15 protein-coding genes are annotated in these 15,309 nt (G+C 44.2%); 10 read left to right on the top strand and 5 right to left on the bottom strand.

Going from position 1 to position 15,309, the window contains the following annotated elements:
- The first annotated feature begins 107 nt into the window (after positions 1 to 107).
- From rpsF to rpsR, 3 genes are read left to right on the top strand one after another with little or no spacing between them, the layout of a single operon-like run.
- Positions 108 to 401 carry a 30S ribosomal protein S6 gene (gene rpsF, locus ACTWPX_RS02855; RefSeq protein ID WP_128525166.1) on the top strand — a complete coding sequence of 98 codons (294 nt, stop codon included), beginning with the start codon at positions 108 to 110 and terminating at the stop codon, positions 399 to 401.
- A gap of 12 nt (positions 402 to 413) precedes the next feature.
- Entirely contained in the window at positions 414 to 911 is a 498-nt protein-coding gene (ssb, locus tag ACTWPX_RS02850; RefSeq protein WP_128525167.1) for a single-stranded DNA-binding protein, read from the top strand.
- Between the two features lie 21 nt (positions 912 to 932).
- Positions 933 to 1,160: a 30S ribosomal protein S18 gene (gene rpsR / locus ACTWPX_RS02845; RefSeq protein ID WP_128525168.1), complete on the top strand. Its 228-nt coding sequence runs from the start codon at positions 933 to 935 to the stop codon at positions 1,158 to 1,160.
- Between the two features lie 143 nt (positions 1,161 to 1,303).
- Here the strand turns inward: rpsR and ACTWPX_RS02840 are convergent, their stop codons facing one another.
- On the bottom strand, positions 1,304 to 1,741 hold the full coding sequence (locus ACTWPX_RS02840; RefSeq protein WP_443118429.1) for an Rrf2 family transcriptional regulator: 438 nt from the start codon (positions 1,739 to 1,741) through the stop codon (positions 1,304 to 1,306).
- 175 nt (positions 1,742 to 1,916) lie between these two features.
- Between ACTWPX_RS02840 and hmpA the strand changes: the two genes are divergently transcribed.
- Positions 1,917 to 3,143, top strand: coding sequence for an NO-inducible flavohemoprotein (hmpA, locus tag ACTWPX_RS02835; RefSeq protein ID WP_443118428.1), 1,227 nt, complete (start codon positions 1,917 to 1,919; stop codon positions 3,141 to 3,143).
- Positions 3,144 to 3,217: 74 nt separating this feature from the next.
- Here the strand turns inward: hmpA and ACTWPX_RS02830 are convergent, their stop codons facing one another.
- Positions 3,218 to 3,850 carry a YczE/YyaS/YitT family protein gene (locus ACTWPX_RS02830; RefSeq protein ID WP_206659610.1) on the bottom strand — a complete coding sequence of 211 codons (633 nt, stop codon included), beginning with the start codon at positions 3,848 to 3,850 and terminating at the stop codon, positions 3,218 to 3,220.
- A 134-nt stretch (positions 3,851 to 3,984) separates the two neighbouring features.
- The gene (locus tag ACTWPX_RS02825; protein WP_443118427.1) at positions 3,985 to 5,673 is read right to left on the bottom strand and encodes an ABC transporter substrate-binding protein; all 1,689 of its coding nucleotides are present in this window, start codon (positions 5,671 to 5,673) and stop codon (positions 3,985 to 3,987) included.
- 247 nt (positions 5,674 to 5,920) lie between these two features.
- Here ACTWPX_RS02825 and ACTWPX_RS02820 point away from each other — a divergent pair, with 247 nt between their 5' ends.
- On the top strand, positions 5,921 to 7,081 hold the full coding sequence (locus tag ACTWPX_RS02820; RefSeq protein ID WP_443118426.1) for a pyridoxal-phosphate-dependent aminotransferase family protein: 1,161 nt from the start codon (positions 5,921 to 5,923) through the stop codon (positions 7,079 to 7,081).
- Positions 7,082 to 7,083: 2 nt separating this feature from the next.
- Complete coding sequence (gene serA, locus ACTWPX_RS02815) at positions 7,084 to 8,667, top strand: phosphoglycerate dehydrogenase (RefSeq protein WP_443118425.1); 1,584 nt, start codon at positions 7,084 to 7,086, stop codon at positions 8,665 to 8,667.
- Between the two features lie 77 nt (positions 8,668 to 8,744).
- Here serA and ACTWPX_RS02810 read toward each other — a convergent pair whose 3' ends face one another.
- Both ACTWPX_RS02810 and ACTWPX_RS02805 read right to left on the bottom strand, forming a co-directional pair.
- A complete protein-coding gene (locus tag ACTWPX_RS02810; RefSeq protein ID WP_443118424.1) occupies positions 8,745 to 9,155 on the bottom strand; it encodes an NUDIX hydrolase in 411 nt (136 codons plus the stop codon).
- 162 nt (positions 9,156 to 9,317) lie between these two features.
- On the bottom strand, positions 9,318 to 10,133 hold the full coding sequence (locus ACTWPX_RS02805; protein ID WP_128525175.1) for a histidinol-phosphatase HisJ family protein: 816 nt from the start codon (positions 10,131 to 10,133) through the stop codon (positions 9,318 to 9,320).
- 162 nt (positions 10,134 to 10,295) lie between these two features.
- On the opposite strand from ACTWPX_RS02805, the gene ACTWPX_RS02800 reads away from it, so the two are divergent.
- The 4 genes from ACTWPX_RS02800 (at position 10,296) to dnaB (ending at position 15,250) form a co-directional block, all read left to right on the top strand.
- Positions 10,296 to 11,237: a YybS family protein gene (locus ACTWPX_RS02800; RefSeq protein WP_443118423.1), complete on the top strand. Its 942-nt coding sequence runs from the start codon at positions 10,296 to 10,298 to the stop codon at positions 11,235 to 11,237.
- A gap of 35 nt (positions 11,238 to 11,272) precedes the next feature.
- On the top strand, positions 11,273 to 13,246 hold the full coding sequence (locus ACTWPX_RS02795) for a DHH family phosphoesterase (RefSeq protein WP_128525177.1): 1,974 nt from the start codon (positions 11,273 to 11,275) through the stop codon (positions 13,244 to 13,246).
- Positions 13,243 to 13,689, top strand: coding sequence for a 50S ribosomal protein L9 (rplI, locus tag ACTWPX_RS02790; protein ID WP_128525178.1), 447 nt, complete (start codon positions 13,243 to 13,245; stop codon positions 13,687 to 13,689). The genes ACTWPX_RS02795 and rplI overlap by 4 nt, the downstream gene beginning before the upstream one ends.
- 199 nt (positions 13,690 to 13,888) lie before the next feature.
- On the top strand, positions 13,889 to 15,250 hold the full coding sequence (dnaB, locus tag ACTWPX_RS02785) for a replicative DNA helicase (protein ID WP_128525179.1): 1,362 nt from the start codon (positions 13,889 to 13,891) through the stop codon (positions 15,248 to 15,250).
- The last annotated feature ends 59 nt before the right edge of the window (positions 15,251 to 15,309 follow it).

Below are 15,309 nucleotides of genomic sequence, written 5' to 3'. Positions count from 1 at the left end.
TTCTTGGACAACTTTGATACAATACTAAATTGTGAGTAATTAAACGAATTACTCCTTGCTCCTTTCAAAGAAAAGGAGCCGTCAAGTCCATAAGGAGGTGAAAACGGATGAGTAGAAAATACGAAATCATGTATATCATCCGCCCAGATATCGAGGAGGAAGCGAAAACATCTGTCAAAGATCGTTTCAGCACAATCCTGACTGATAACGGAGCGGAGATTGAAGAAGTTAAAGAAGTTGGCAAGCGTCGTCTTGCTTACGAAATTAACGACTACCGTGATGGGATCTATGTAACGATTGATTTCACAGGTACACGTGATGCAATCAATGAATTCGACCGTCAAGCGAAGTTCACGGATGATATTATCCGCCACATCGCAGTGCGTGAAGATGACAAATAAGGAGTGGTTCTGATGTTGAATCGTGTCGTATTAGCCGGCAGATTGACGAAGGATCCTGATTTACGCTATACGCCAAACGGAGTAGCCGTCGCCAACTTTACAATCGCCGTCAACCGCCCATTTTCCAACAACCAGGGAGATCGCGATGCCGATTTCATCAACTGTGTTGTTTGGAGACGAGCGGCTGAAAACTTAGCTAACTTTATGAGTAAAGGCAGTCTTGTCGGAGTCGATGGACGCTTGCAGTCCCGAAGCTTCGATAATCAGGAAGGCAAGCGTGTGTTTGTAACAGAAGTAGTTGCAGATAGCGTACAATTCCTAGAATCCAAAGGTTCTTCCCAAGGCGGAGGAAATCGTGGAGGTTCAGGATTCCAATCAAATCAGAATCAACAACCATCAGGAAATAACTTCGGTTCAAATAATAATGATAACAACAATCAACGAAATGAAGACCCATTCGCAGACAATGGGGAACCTATCGATATATCAGATGATGATCTACCATTTTAAAAAGGAAGGGGTGAATGCTACATGGCACGTCGTGGACGCGGAAAACGTAAAAAGGTGTGTTTCTTCACTGCTAACGGAATCACACACATCGACTTTAAAGATGTTGATTTGCTAAGACGTTTCGTTTCTGATCGTGGAAAAATTCTTCCTCGTCGAGTAACAGGAACTTCTGCAAAGTATCAGCGTAAATTGACGAAAGCTATCAAACGCTCTCGTCAGATGGCTCTATTACCATACTCTACTGAATAGTAGCGTAAACAAAAACCGCGACGTCTTATCTAAGACTTCGCGGTTTTTTTGTTTATACAGAAATGCCAGGTCCTGGTCTCTCGGAGGGCTGGCTTTTTCGTGTTCCCGGTTGCGGTCTGGGTCTTTGCGGTTTGTGGTCCTATTCACTCCAGCCCCATTAATTCGCGTAATTCGTCTTGATTGGCTAGTAGATCTTTTAATGTATACCCGTCCAGGACATTCAAAAAAGCACGTAAAGCTTCGTGCAGAGCATGCTTTAGCTTACAGGCTGGTGTGATGACACAATAATTAGTGGCACAGTCGAAGCATTCAAGTAAATGAAAGTCATCTTCCATCGCCCGGATGACACTGCCTACATTGATCTCTTCAGGATCTTTAGCTAACCTTATGCCCCCAGAACGGCCTCGGATGGTTTCTATCAATCCTAATTTGTTCAACTCATGGATGATTTTCCCCAAATGATTTTCAGATATATGAAAGACTTCAGAAATCTCTTTTTTGGTTGCAAGTTCTCCCTCTCGTTTAGATGCCGTCAAAATCAGTACTCTCAGGGCATAATCTGTATATTTTTTTAAGCGCATCAGCTTTAACCCTCATTCTTGTTTTTTTTCATCTTATCATAAGAACGGGTTTGTGTCTTAAAAGGGGTATGGACTTTAAATTGTCACAAAAGATGTATTTATAATATTGCTTTTAAGAGTTAAATATTTATATAATAAAGGTGTATTTAAAATACATCTTTTAAGGGGTTTTCATATGTCTGCAATTGTAAAAAAACCATTAGATGAGGCCACGATTGAAACAATCAAAGCAACGGTACCTGTTTTAGCGGAGCACGGGGAAGCGATTACAACCCACTTTTACAAACGCTTGTTTGAAGACCATCCTGAACTGAAAAATATATTCAATCAAACGCACCAACGGGCAGGGGAACAGCCGAGGGCACTTGCGAATACGGTATATGCTGCTGCTCAACATATCGATCATTTAGAAGTGATTCTCCCGAGAGTGAAACAAATTGCAGAAAAGCATGTGAGCTTGAACGTCCAGCCTGAGTACTACCCGATTGTCGGAGAATATTTATTGATCGCGATCAAAGAGGTGCTTGGCGATGCGGCTACCGACGATATTATAGAAGCATGGGGCGAAGCTTATGGCGTTATTGCACAAGCATTCATCAACGTAGAGGAAAATTTATATGAGGAAACTGAAAAACAAGAGGGGGGCTGGACCGGGTTCCGGGATTTTAAAGTGATTGACAAAGTGGAAGAAAGCGAAGAGATTACTTCCTTCTATTTGGAACCTTCTGATGGAGGTGTACTGCCTATCTTTAAGCCAGGTCAATATTTGACGATTAAGGCAAAAATCCCCGGGGACTCCTATGATCATTTGCGTCAGTATAGTTTATCTGATGCACCTGGGAAGAATTACTTCCGCATTAGTGTGAAAAGAGAAAGTGGTACAGGAAATCATCCTGATGGGGTTGTTTCTACGTGGCTGCATGATCATGTGAACAAAGGAACATACTTACCTGTCAGTGCTCCTGCGGGTGACTTCTATTTAGATGATCATACTGAGAGGCCACTGGTGCTCATCAGTGGAGGTGTAGGATTGACTCCCCTTATGAGCATGTGGAAATATGTCCAGCAGGCTCAGCCTGAACGTGAGGTCCACTATATTCATGCGGCTAGAAATGGAAATGTCCATGGACTTAAACAAGAGCTGAAGAATACAGAGCGCTGTACTTCCCATATCGTCTATGAGCAGCCGAGTGAAGAAGATGTTCATGAAGGCTTATTTGAAAAAGAAGGATACATTGATTTACAGTGGATGAAATCGATTGTCCCATATGATGCAGATTTTTATTTCTGCGGCCCGGAAGGGTTCATGAAGGCTGTATATCATTCACTATTAGAATGGGAAGTTCCAAACGACCGGATTCATTACGAGTTTTTTGGTCCCCAGGGTGACTTACAAATGTAGGAACACAGTACGATTCTCCTGAATCAGATTTGCTGAACTTATAATAAAAGAGTCGTAGCGCCGTTCCATGGGCGTTACGACTCTTTTAATGTTTGTGTGGGGTAAAGTCGACGGTCGAATTTTTCAATGACGTTCATAAATACGTGGATGATAGGGCCACTCATCAAAGTGATCAACAAGGTACCAATGCCGATCGCTCCTCCGAAGAAGGCAGCGAGGATGACGAGTACTATACTTATAAGGGCTCGTGAAATGGAGACGTTCCACCCTGTCAGTTTTTTTACGACAAGCATCATCCGATCAAACGGATTAGGGGCGAAATCTGCTTGTAAATTCAAGGCGATTCCGAACCCGGCAATCACCATGCCGCTCATTACACAGATGAATTGTGGGAAGAACAGGTCAGGATGGATCGAGTCTTCGATGGTAAACACCCAGAAGTCGATACCGGCGCCTGTTAACAATGAGGTTGCTAAAGCTAACAGTTCCGGACGCCTTCTTTCGGCAACCGCATTGAAGACGATCATGCTGAATCCCACGACGATTTCCCAGCTGCCGATTGTCAACCCGAATGTCCGGTGAAGGCCGACGAGGAGAGCATCAAATGGAGAAGTTCCTAAGCTGGACTGGATGGTCAAGGCGATGCCCAGTGTCATGATCATTATACCGATTGTGTAATAAAAGGCCCTGTGGTAGATTCGCTTCAAAAGATCTGCCCCCTTTTTTTCCGAGTTTCATACCTTAAGAGACTATACCGCGAAAGAGGGGGATTTTCAAGGAATAGACTGTAAACATAAGGAAAGGGGCAGGATTCATATCCTGCCCCTCACTAAACCTTCTATTATTCTTCTACATGTGCCCACTTGAATTCGAATTCAGGGCCGGTAGCTGTCGTGAAGACACCTTTGATCGTCGGACGGAATAGTTGTGCTTTCGCGTCTTGGTACATTGGTGCTACGGCAGCATCCTCTTCAAGCAGCATTTTCTCCGCTTCAAGGAATGCTTCAAAACGTTTCTCTGGATCTTGTGCATATTCTCCATTCGCCTTATTGATCAAGGCATCATATTCTTCGTTGGAGTAGTTCATGTTGTTGTTTTGTCCACCAGTCAAATACATGTTCAAGTATGTGTTCGGGTCGACATAGTCAGGACCCCATGTGGCAGCTTCCATTTCGAATTCAGAAGCATTGTCACGGCGTACACGCTCTTTGAAAGGTACTTCCATCAATTTGATGGTCAGACCTTCAAGGTTTTCTTCCAGTTGGTTCTTGTAATAGGCGAGGACGTTTTTCGAAGTACCTGTATCATCACCTAACAGTTCGATGGTAACAGAATCTGTTCCGAGTGCTTCAAGAGCTTTCTGCCAGTGTTCTTTTGCTTTCTCCACGTTGGATTCGACAAGAGGTCCCTGTGCATCACGGAAATCCTCATCACTATCAGGCATAGATACGAAGTTCGATGGTACATATCCTTCAGCAGGTACAGAACCATCATTCAGGATGACATCGACTAATCCCTGACGGTCGATAGCATAAGAGATAGCCTTACGGGCATCAACATTCGCCAACGCTTCGTTTGCTTCCTGATTGAATTTGAAGAAGTATAAGTATGGTTTCTCTGCAACATTGAAAGCTTCATTCGTACGGTATTGGTCGACGAATTCGGCATTCAACTCTGTTTGGTCGATTTCACCTGATTCATAGAGGTTGACCCCTGTAGAAACTTCTTTAATGACTTTGGAATTGATCGTTTCAAGTTGAACTGTTTCTGCATCCCAATAAGAGTCGCTCTTTTCAATTGTCCATCCTTCTCCATGGTTCCACTCTGTCATTTCAAATGGTCCGTTAGAGATGGTGTATTCAGCTTCCGTAGCGAAATTTTCACCTTGTTCTTCCACATAGGATTGGTTCAATGGCATGAAAGTGATGAATACAGTCATAGATTTGAAGTATGGAACTGGTTTTTCAAGTTCCACTTTCAATGTTTTATCGTCTACAGCAGTAGCACCGAGATCTTCAAGTTCTGCTTCACCATTACTGATTTCGGCGGCATTTTTAATGATGCCTCCAAGGAAGTAAGGACCATATTCAGAGCCTACCTCTGGATCTACCGCTCTTCTCCAGGCATATACGAAGTCGTGTGCCGTTACAGGGTCACCATTTGACCATTCAGCATCGCGAAGTTTGAAAGTCCATGTAAGACCATCCTCACTGACCTCAGAGCTTTCAGCCATTCCATCTGTCAATTGGCTGTTCTCATCTAAACGGTAAAGACCTTCATAGGTTTCGCCCGCCCATTGGAAACCGACGGAATCGGTGATCAATGATGGATCCATGCTTGGGATCTCACTTTTCGCTGTTACAGTAATCTCCTGTTCGCCGGAAGCACTTCCTTCATCCGAACCCTCAGTAGTGTTTTCATCTGTGTTTTCTTCCCCTGTCTCTGTTGATGAGTCGCTGTCGCCTCCGCTACATGCGGCAAGAACAAGAACGAACATCAAGGTCATAAATATCCAGAGATGTTTTCTCATAAGTAATTTCCCCCTATTTAAAATTTTCAAAATATAATTACTTTTTGAATTATACAGATAAAAAAGAAAAAAATCAAAGTCCTTTAATAGAGAAAAATATAAAAAAAACGACATAATACGGAATATTCTAATTTAATTGACATCATTTCTTCTTTTGATAGGATTAGAGAATATCATTTCTTTTTCTAATGCACTAAAGAGTTTAAATAGGAAAAAGAGTCATTTATACAGAGGAGGTCTAGTAGAAATGAAGCGTGAATGGGATTTGTTACACACTCCGGGTCCGTCACCTGTTCCACCCAGTGTGGAACGGAGCATGAATCAACCGATGATCGGTCACCGTGGTGGAAAGTGTAAAGAGCTGATGAATGATATCGCTCCGCGGTTAAAGCCCATCTTCGGTACATCTGGAGAAGTGCTAGTGGTAACAGGGAGCGGTACATCTGCTCTGGAAAGTTCTGTCGTCAATATCACTCAACCCGGAGATGAAGTCATCGTCGTAGTGGCTGGAGCCTTTGGAGATCGTTTCGCTCAAATTTGTGAAACTTACGAGCTTGAAGTGAACAGGATCGATGTCCCATGGGGCGAAGCGGTGGAGGTAGACCAAATAGAGGCCGCGCTTCAAGAACGTCCACATACGAAGGCTGTATTTCTGACTTATTGTGAAACTTCCACAGGAGTTATGCACCCGGTGGAAAAAGCAGCCAAGCGCGTGAAAGCGATCAGCTCTGCTCTTGTGGTCGTTGACGGAGTTTCTTCTATCGGAGGAGCTGGAGTCGATATGGATCAGTCTGGAATCGATATCTTAGTTTCTGGTTCGCAGAAAGCCATGATGCTCCCTCCTGGTTTAGCGTTTGTCGCTGTGGGAAATCAGGTATGGAACGTCATTGATGATAATCCCCGCCCTCGTTTCTATTTGGATTTACGATCATATCGTAAACAATTGGAAGGAGGTCAAACGCCATTTACTCCGGCTCTATCTTTATTGTTTGGCCTGCAGCAAGTGCTTCATTTGTTAGAGGAGGAAGGGTTAGACCATGTTTTTGATCGTCACCACGTTATGAAAGAAATGACGAGGGAAGCATGTCGTGCCCTTAATTTGCCGCTGCTTGTCACGGATGAAGCTGCCTCTTCAACAGTAACTTCCATTCGTCCAGATACATTCGAAGCAGAACAATTGAGAAAATTGGCAAACGAAGAATTTGGTCTGATTTTAGCTGGAGGTCAAAAGCATCTGAAAGGTGAAATCTTCCGAATCGGTCATATGGGGTACAGCCGTCCTTCCAATGTACTGCAATATATCGGAATTATTGAAATCATCTTGAAACGCTTAGGCCATGACTTTGAACAAGGAGCGGGGGTCGCCGCTGCGCAGGAAGCCTATTTGAAACGGACGAGGGAGGAATAGCCATGTATCGCGTACTAATTAGTGATCCATTAAGTGAAGATGGAATTAAACCTTTGTTAGAAGCTGCTGATGTAGAAACAATTGTCGATCCTTCTATGTCTCATGAACAATTGCTGGAAGCGGTGGGATCCGTTGATGCAATGATTGTGAGAAGTCAAACACAAGTGACGAGGGAAGTTATTGAACATGCGCCTCATTTGAAGATTATCGGACGCGCAGGTGTAGGTGTGGATAATATCGATGTAGAGGCAGCCACAGAAAATGGGATCGTGGTTGTGAATGCACCCGATGGAAATACGATCTCTACTGCAGAACATACAATGGCGATGCTCATGTCGCTTGCACGAAATATTCCTCAAGCTTATCATCAACTGCAGCAGAAGCGGTGGGAGCGTAAGAAGTTCGTAGGGGTAGAATTGAAAGACAAAGTTATTGGTATCGTAGGGTTCGGCCGTATCGGACGTGAGGTCGCCCAGCGTGCCAAAGGCCATCGCATGAAAGTGATAGCATTCGATCCCTTCCTTAATGAAGAGAAGGCGGAAAAAGCGGGTGTGAAGCATGGGACTTTGGAAGAAGTGCTTCAACAGGCTGACTTCCTGACTGTCCATACCCCATTGATAGATAAAACGAAGCATTTGATCAATGAGGAAGCGATTCAAAAGATGAAAACCGGGGCAAGAATCTTGAATTGTGCCCGTGGTGGGATCATTGAAGAGAATGCTCTATATGAAGCAGTGAAATCCGGGAAAATTGCGGGTGCAGCTTTGGATGTGTTTGAAGAAGAACCGGCAACAGACCATCCATTGTTATCCTTGCCAGAAGTGATTGCAACCCCGCACTTAGGGGCGAGCACGATAGAAGCCCAAGAAAACGTAGCGACAGATGTCAGCTACGATATTATCGAATTATTGCGGGGAGGAACAGTCAGGAACCCGGTCAATCTTCCTGCTGTCTCTTCGGAAATGATGGAAAAGCTCTCTCCGTACTTTAAACTCTCAGAGCAGCTGGGTGTCTTCTTATCACGCGTAGTCGCAGGTACTTTAGAGCGTGTCCAGGTTTATTACAGTGGAGATCTGCTTGATGTCGATACGATGCCATTGACCCGGATTGCGGTTAAAGGGATTCTGAAGCGGCACCTCGGCAGCCGTGTCAATGATGTGAACGCCTTTAAGACAGCAGCGGATAAAGGGATCACCATCAATGAACAAAAATCCACCTCTACACAAGGGTTTACAAACCTGATAACCGTGGAAATAGAGTCAGATCAAGAAACTCGCACTATTGCAGGGACGCTGTTGAAAGGTTTAGGGACCAGAATCGTCCAATTCGATCATTATTCCATTGACGTGGTCCCTGAAGGACATCTGATTGTCATTCGTCATACCGACCAGCCCGGAGCAATAGGCCGGGTCGGAAGTTTGCTTGCTGAACATCAAGTGAATATTGCCACGATGCAGGTCGGGCGTACAAATGAAGGTGGAGAAGCTGTGATGGTTCTGAGCGTCGATAAAGAAATCGAAGGGGACTGCCACGAGAAACTAGCCGATATTGCTGATATCAGCCAGGTTCAATGCTTGACGCTGTAAGGTAAAACTAAAAAAATAATAAAAAAACCTCAGAGTTATTATTTTATAACTCTGAGGTTTTTTCTGTTTTATTGATTTCAGCTATTAATCAAGGATCTCTTCAGTTTGTTTAAAACGACATTTTCCCTTCCGGTCCATCCGTTGCGTTCATTATGCTTAAGAATTTTTTCGTTTTGCGTTATGGCAGCGTCAATGGTTAACCAAACAGGAATGAAATCCTGCTTTGCTTCATACCCGTCCAGTTGTTGTTCAGTCACTTCGCCGGCCCAATTACAAAGGTAATAATGGGAATTCATTTGGAAGACCGCGTCTTGTTCATATCTGTCGAGGTGTCTTTCGGTGACGACTCCGATTTTATCCTGCACGCTACAGCCAAAGCATCCTGTTTCTTCTGCAATTTCACGGACGAGGGCATCTGCGTGCGCTTCTGTTTGTTCTACGCCGCCGCCTGGAAGTTTGTAGTCGCCTTTGTTTGAATGGACGATCAAATAGTTTCCCGTTCTGAATGATGCCTCCCCTGACGGCTTCTCTTTGAATGAGTTTACAGGAGTTTATCTCTTTTTCCGTGAGCCCGACAACCTCGTTGAATATCATCGCTCTAACCCCTTCGATTGGGAAGTTTATTTTTTTTGAGAAACGAAACGTTTAAATCAATCAATCGGGTGAACGGTCGCTTTTCGCCGGGAAAAAACATGAACTTCTTCATAGCCTGCTGATTTAGCCAGGTCAATGGCCTCCTCATAACGATAGCCAATGTGCTCTGGTTTATGGGCATCTGAACAAAGAACGATTCCAACTCCTTCTTCTTTGCACATTTGGAGAAGGGCAGGGTCTGGGTAGAGTTCTCCGACGGGTTTCCGTAACCCTGCTGTACTGATTTCAATACATGTATTTGTGGAAGCAAGGGCCCTGGCGGCACGACGATACTGTTCATGTAGAAATTCTTCATCATCCGGGCGGTAGCCGAAAACTTTGATTACGTCGATATGTCCGACAAAATCGAAAAGCCCTGATTCAGCAAGAGTGACAACACGGTCGAAATATTGGCGATAGACTTCTTTCAGGTCTCTTTTTTCATATTCTTCACGATAAATAGCTAAATCAATGCCCCATTCATCAATCCAATGGACAGATCCAATCACATAATCAAAAGGGTGTGAAGAAATGAAGGTTTCCATTTCTTTCTCTTTTCCCGGCATATAATCCATTTCGATTCCCATTTTAATAGGAAGACCCTCTTTTTCCGCTGCATCAAACATGTTCTGATAAGTTTGGAAATCAAGGGTCCGTCGATTCTCGACCCATGGGTTAGAGAGGATTTCATTTGTTTCCTGAAAAAAGTAGGCATGCTCAGAGATCCCTAACTCGTCAATTCCTTCTTCTTTCGCTTTTCTTATGTAGGTTCTTAGATAGTCGACATTCAAGTCTCCGGTTTCTGCCATATGGACGTGATAATCTGTTCTCATGGTCGGCCTCCTCTTTCGAATTTCATTCATCATATCAAACACCGGGAAAAATCACCAAAACATAGCAGGAGGGAACATTTATGGCGAGATGTTATCGAGGTGTGTATGTTAAAATAGGGAGGTTAGCAACAGTGCGATAGAAATAGAGGTGCATTAACGATTATGAATGATACAAGAAGATTGACTGAAGGGGCTTTAATGACCGGCATATATCTGCTATTGTTATTGTTAATTATTTTCATGCCGTTTGTTGGATCCATTGGATTGATGGTTCTGCCAGTCCCCTTCGTCTATTATAGTTACCGCCACGGGTGGAAGGCTGGAGCCCTTATGTTGGTGGCTGCAACCATGTTTACTTTCTTTTTTGCGTCCGTCTTTATAGTTTTCACTTTACTTGCCGGGTTCGGCGGGCTGTTTTTAGGAGGGGCTCTGTATCATAAACGTTCATCCTATGAAGCTCTCGCAATTGGATCGGTAGGGTTCATCATAGGACTTGTGACGACTTTCCTTGTCACGCAATTGCTTCTTGGTGTCGATTTGATGGAAGAATTTAACAATAGCATGAATCAGGCCTTTTCGACATTTGAGCGGTTGTTTTCTGGTATTCTAGAAGGAGAAAGCATGGAAGCGGAGATGGCGGATTTTCGGGAACTGATCGATTTTATCCCGGATATCATTCCAAGCATCCTCGCGATTGCAGGTGTATTGATGGCTTTTGTCAGCCAATGGATCACCTACAAGTTGATCAACCGAATTGAAAATAAGCAGCTGAAATTCGTCAAATTCAAGAACTTCAAGCTGCCGACCTCCGTATTATGGTATTACTTTGTCGCTTTGATTTTGAATTATGTGACGATGGACAGTGATGGACTTTTATACTTAGCTGCCATCAACGTGTTCATACTGACAGGCGCCCTTTTAGTCATCCAGGGCTTCTCTTTCGTTTTCTTTTACGCATCTATGAAGAAATGGTCCAAAGCGATACCGATTCTGATTGTCGTATTTTCCCTCCTTCTCCCTCAGATTCTCATGTATCTTGTAAGAATCTTAGGTATAATTGATATAGGGTTTCCATTGAGGGAACGTGTAAAAGAGAAAAAATAGAGTTAGCTCGGAGAAGATGGTAGGAGCTGAATGCAATGCCGAATATTTTTAAAAAGCCAACGATGAGTGGACACTTATGGATCATTTATGTGATCTCTTTACTTCTGCTCGGGTTCATTTGGTATTATCAATGGACACTGGGACTGCTGATGACGTTGTTTTTAGCTGCGTCTATTTTCTACAGTGTCCGGACAGAACAGAATATGATCAATGAAACAGAAGAATATATATCGACCCTCTCCTACCGCGTGAAAAAGGTGGGGGAGGAAGCCCTGTTGGAAATGCCCATCGGAATTATTCTGTATAGCGAAGATTATATGGTGGAATGGGCCAACCCCTACATGAACAAATTTACAGAAGAGGATACCATCGTCGGATCTTCTTTGAAGAAATTGTCTGATCAGCTGATTCCTTCCGTTAAAGATGATGAGGATGAAGTCTGGATCAATATTGACGGGTATAAACTCCAGACGATCATCAAAAAGAAGGAACGGTTGCTGTATTTGTTCGACCGGACGAAACAAACGGAAATTCATAACCTGTACAAAAACGAACAAACGGTGTTATCGATTATTTTCCTGGATAATTATGAAGAAATCACTCAAGGGATGGACGATACGGCGAAGAGCCATATCAACTCTCAAGTGACTTCCATATTGAATAAATGGGCCGGAGACTTTGGCATTTATTTAAAACGCACCTCCCAGGAGCGATTCATAGCTGTCATGAATCAGGAAATCCTTTATACGTTAGAAAAAGCAAAGTTTGAAATTCTTGATGATGTCCGTGAACTGATTACAGATCAGAACGTACCATTGACCTTGAGCTTCGGAATCGGTGTAGGTCCTGTGAGCCTGCCGGAACTGGGTGAATTGGCGCAATCCAGTCTGGATCTTGCCTTAGGGCGTGGCGGTGACCAGGTCGCAATCAAAGATGATTCAGGTAAAGTCCGGTTTTATGGCGGGAAAACGAACCCGATGGAAAAACGCACGCGTGTAAGAGCTCGTGTCATCTCCCATGCCATGAAGGAATTGGTACAGGAAAGTGAGAAAGTTCTGATCATGGGACATAAATCACCGGACATGGATTCGGTCGGAGCTTCGATCGGGATTTTGAAAATCGCTCAGGCCAACGACAAAAAAGCAGCCATCGTCTTAGATCCTGATGAGATCGATACAGGAGTCCAACGGATGATTGAAGAAATCGAGAAAGATGAAGATTTATGGCATTACTTCATTACACCTGATGATGCCTTAGAAATGGTAACAAATGAGACGCTGCTGGTAATTGTGGATACTCACAAACCTTCCATGGTCATTGAAGAGAAATTACTTTCGAAAACGGAACATGTTGTCGTCATCGACCACCACCGGCGTGCAGAAGAATTCATTTCAGACCCGACACTCGTCTACATGGAGCCATACGCTTCTTCGACGGCAGAACTGGTGACAGAGCTGCTTGAATATCAACCGAAGAAATTGAAGTTATCGATGCTGGAATCGACCGCCTTGTTGGCGGGTATCATCGTTGATACAAAGAGCTTCACATTAAGAACTGGTTCAAGAACTTTCGATGCCGCCTCATATTTACGTTCGAAAGGGGCAGATACTGTCCAGGTTCAAAAGTTCATGAAAGAGGATCTGGATGTGTATGTGCGGAGAAGCAAATTGATTGAGAAGGCGAACATCTACCGCGATGGCATAGCAATCTCTACCGGTGACAGTGGGGAAACTTATGGTCCTGTCATTATCGCGCAAGCAGCAGACACATTACTGACTATGAGCGGAATTGTATCTTCTTTCGTCATCTCGGAACGAAAGGATGGACGTGTCGGCATCAGTGCCCGGTCGCTCGGGGACATCAATGTTCAAGTCATCATGGAAAAAATGAACGGCGGGGGTCACTTGACAAATGCGGCGACCCAGCTTGAAGACACAACGATTGAAGATGCTCGAGCATTGTTGCAAGATATAATTGACGAGTATTTTGAAGGGGGAGACGAAGAATGAAAGTAATTTTCAACACGGACGTCAAAGGTAAAGGTAAAAAAGGAGAAATCAAAGACGTCAACGACGGTTATGCACGTAACTACCTGCTGAAAAACAACCTGGCAGTTGAAGCCACGAAAGGCAACATTCAAGCGCAAAAAGCGAAGGATGCCAAGCAGGAGCAACGGGCACAGGAAGAAGTGGATGAAGCTGAGAAACTGAAAGAGCAATTAGGCAGCCTTGAAGTGAAACTGTCAGCGAAATCCGGTGACAATGGCCGTTTATTCGGTTCCATCACAAGTAAACAAATTGCAGAACAATTGAAGAAATCGCATGACATCAAAATCGATAAACGTAAAATCGAGCTTGATGACCCGATTCGGACGTTAGGCTATTCAAATGTACCTGTGAAGCTTCACCCAGAAGTTACAGGGACGATTCGCGTTCATATTGAAGAAAAGTAAGCTCTTTGGATCAACAAGCGCCCAATCCATGCTTTTGGATACATTGGGCGCTTATGTTTTTGTCAATCAGGCCTCGGTAAGCAATTGTTCTTCACGAGTACGAAACGGGCTATGAAAACCATTCACAGATGGAAAAGATCGTTTGGTACGGGAGCTGAAATTGAGGCGTGTGCGCTTAAGAGTCAGAGGAGGAAAGCTAGTGAGTGAAATGTGGAATGATCGTACCCCGCCTCATAATATAGAAGCAGAACAGGCGGTTCTCGGTGCGGTCTTTTTAGAGCCTGAAGCAATGTCATCAGCCGCGGAGTATTTACTTCCAGAAGATTTTTATCGAGCTAGCCATCAGCGCATTTTCGAAGTGATGCTCACCCTTTCAGATAAAGGGGAGCCGATCGATCTGGTTACCGTAACCTCGGCTCTCTCGAACAATAAGGTGTTGGAAGAAGTCGGAGGGGTTTCCTACTTAACGGATATCGCAAACTCTGTTCCTACCGCTGCCAATATTTCCTATTACACAAGTATCGTCAGCGAAAAGTCTACGCTGCGAAGTTTGATCCGCACCGCGACGAACATCGTAACCACCGGTTATGCAGAAGAAGAAGAGTTAGAAGATGTGCTCAACTCTGCAGAGAAGGATATCCTTGAAGTTTCCCAGCGTAAGAATTCGAGTGCCTTTAAAAGCATCAAAGATGTTTTGATCGATGTTTATGATAATATTGAACAATTGCACCATAATGACGGAAATACAACGGGAATTCCCACTGGGTACCGGGATCTCGACCATATTACATCAGGGTTCCAGCGCAATGATCTGATCATCATCGCCGCCCGTCCTTCCATGGGTAAGACGGCCTTTGCCCTCAATATTGCTCAGAATGTCGCTGTGCATACCGATGAAAATGTCGCCATCTTCAGCTTGGAGATGGGGGCCGACCAACTGGTATCCCGTATGCTTTGCGCAGAAGGGAATATTGATGCCCAGCGCCTTCGTACCGGGAATTTAGAAACAGAGGACTGGAACAAGCTGACGATGGCAATGGGAAGTCTGTCCAACGCAGGGATTTACATTGATGATACACCAGGAGTCCGGGTCAGTGAGATCCGTTCCAAATGTCGCCGCTTAAAGCAGGAACACGGTCTTGGGATGATTTTGATCGACTATATGCAGTTGATCCAGGGGAATGGAAATTCAAAAGAAAACCGTCAGCAAGAGGTTTCCGAGATTTCACGTTCCTTAAAAGGATTAGCCCGTGAATTGAATGTTCCGCTAATCGCTCTTTCTCAGCTTTCACGCGGAGTTGAATCGAGGCAGGACAAACGGCCGATGATGTCCGACTTGCGTGAGTCCGGGTCAATTGAGCAGGATGCGGATATCGTCGGTTTCTTGTACAGAGATGACTATTATGATCAGGAATCAGAAAACCAAAATATCATTGAAATCATTATCGCTAAGCAGCGTAATGGTCCAGTGGGTAACGTCGAGCTTGCTTTTGTGAAGGAATACAACAAGTTCGTCGACCTTGATCACAGGTACACAGATGCTGATGTGCCGCCCGCTTAGCATGAAAATGAAGACGCCCGATCAGAAATCTGACCGGGCGTCTTTTTTATGATCAACAC

The organism is Halobacillus sp. H74, from assembly GCF_052246715.1.
Taxonomy (GTDB): domain Bacteria; phylum Bacillota; class Bacilli; order Bacillales; family Halobacillaceae; genus Halobacillus; species Halobacillus litoralis_A.
This window is presented reverse-complemented; position numbering and strand designations above follow the sequence as displayed.

What these genes read in the sequence shown, in the direction of transcription:
- ACTWPX_RS02800 (WP_443118423.1), top strand. Translation starts at nt 10,296, where the DNA reads ATGAATGATACAAGAAGATTGACTGAAGGGGCTTTAATGACCGGCATA.
- ssb (WP_128525167.1), top strand. Translation starts at nt 414, where the DNA reads ATGTTGAATCGTGTCGTATTAGCCGGCAGATTGACGAAGGATCCTGAT.
- ACTWPX_RS02805 (WP_128525175.1), bottom strand. Translation starts at nt 10,133, where the DNA reads ATGAGAACAGATTATCACGTCCATATGGCAGAAACCGGAGACTTGAAT.
- ACTWPX_RS02825 (WP_443118427.1), bottom strand. Translation starts at nt 5,673, where the DNA reads ATGAGAAAACATCTCTGGATATTTATGACCTTGATGTTCGTTCTTGTT.
- rpsR (WP_128525168.1), top strand. Translation starts at nt 933, where the DNA reads ATGGCACGTCGTGGACGCGGAAAACGTAAAAAGGTGTGTTTCTTCACT.
- rplI (WP_128525178.1), top strand. Translation starts at nt 13,243, where the DNA reads ATGAAAGTAATTTTCAACACGGACGTCAAAGGTAAAGGTAAAAAAGGA.
- serA (WP_443118425.1), top strand. Translation starts at nt 7,084, where the DNA reads ATGTATCGCGTACTAATTAGTGATCCATTAAGTGAAGATGGAATTAAA.
- ACTWPX_RS02820 (WP_443118426.1), top strand. Translation starts at nt 5,921, where the DNA reads ATGAAGCGTGAATGGGATTTGTTACACACTCCGGGTCCGTCACCTGTT.
- ACTWPX_RS02795 (WP_128525177.1), top strand. Translation starts at nt 11,273, where the DNA reads ATGCCGAATATTTTTAAAAAGCCAACGATGAGTGGACACTTATGGATC.
- hmpA (WP_443118428.1), top strand. Translation starts at nt 1,917, where the DNA reads ATGTCTGCAATTGTAAAAAAACCATTAGATGAGGCCACGATTGAAACA.
- ACTWPX_RS02840 (WP_443118429.1), bottom strand. Translation starts at nt 1,741, where the DNA reads ATGCGCTTAAAAAAATATACAGATTATGCCCTGAGAGTACTGATTTTG.
- rpsF (WP_128525166.1), top strand. Translation starts at nt 108, where the DNA reads ATGAGTAGAAAATACGAAATCATGTATATCATCCGCCCAGATATCGAG.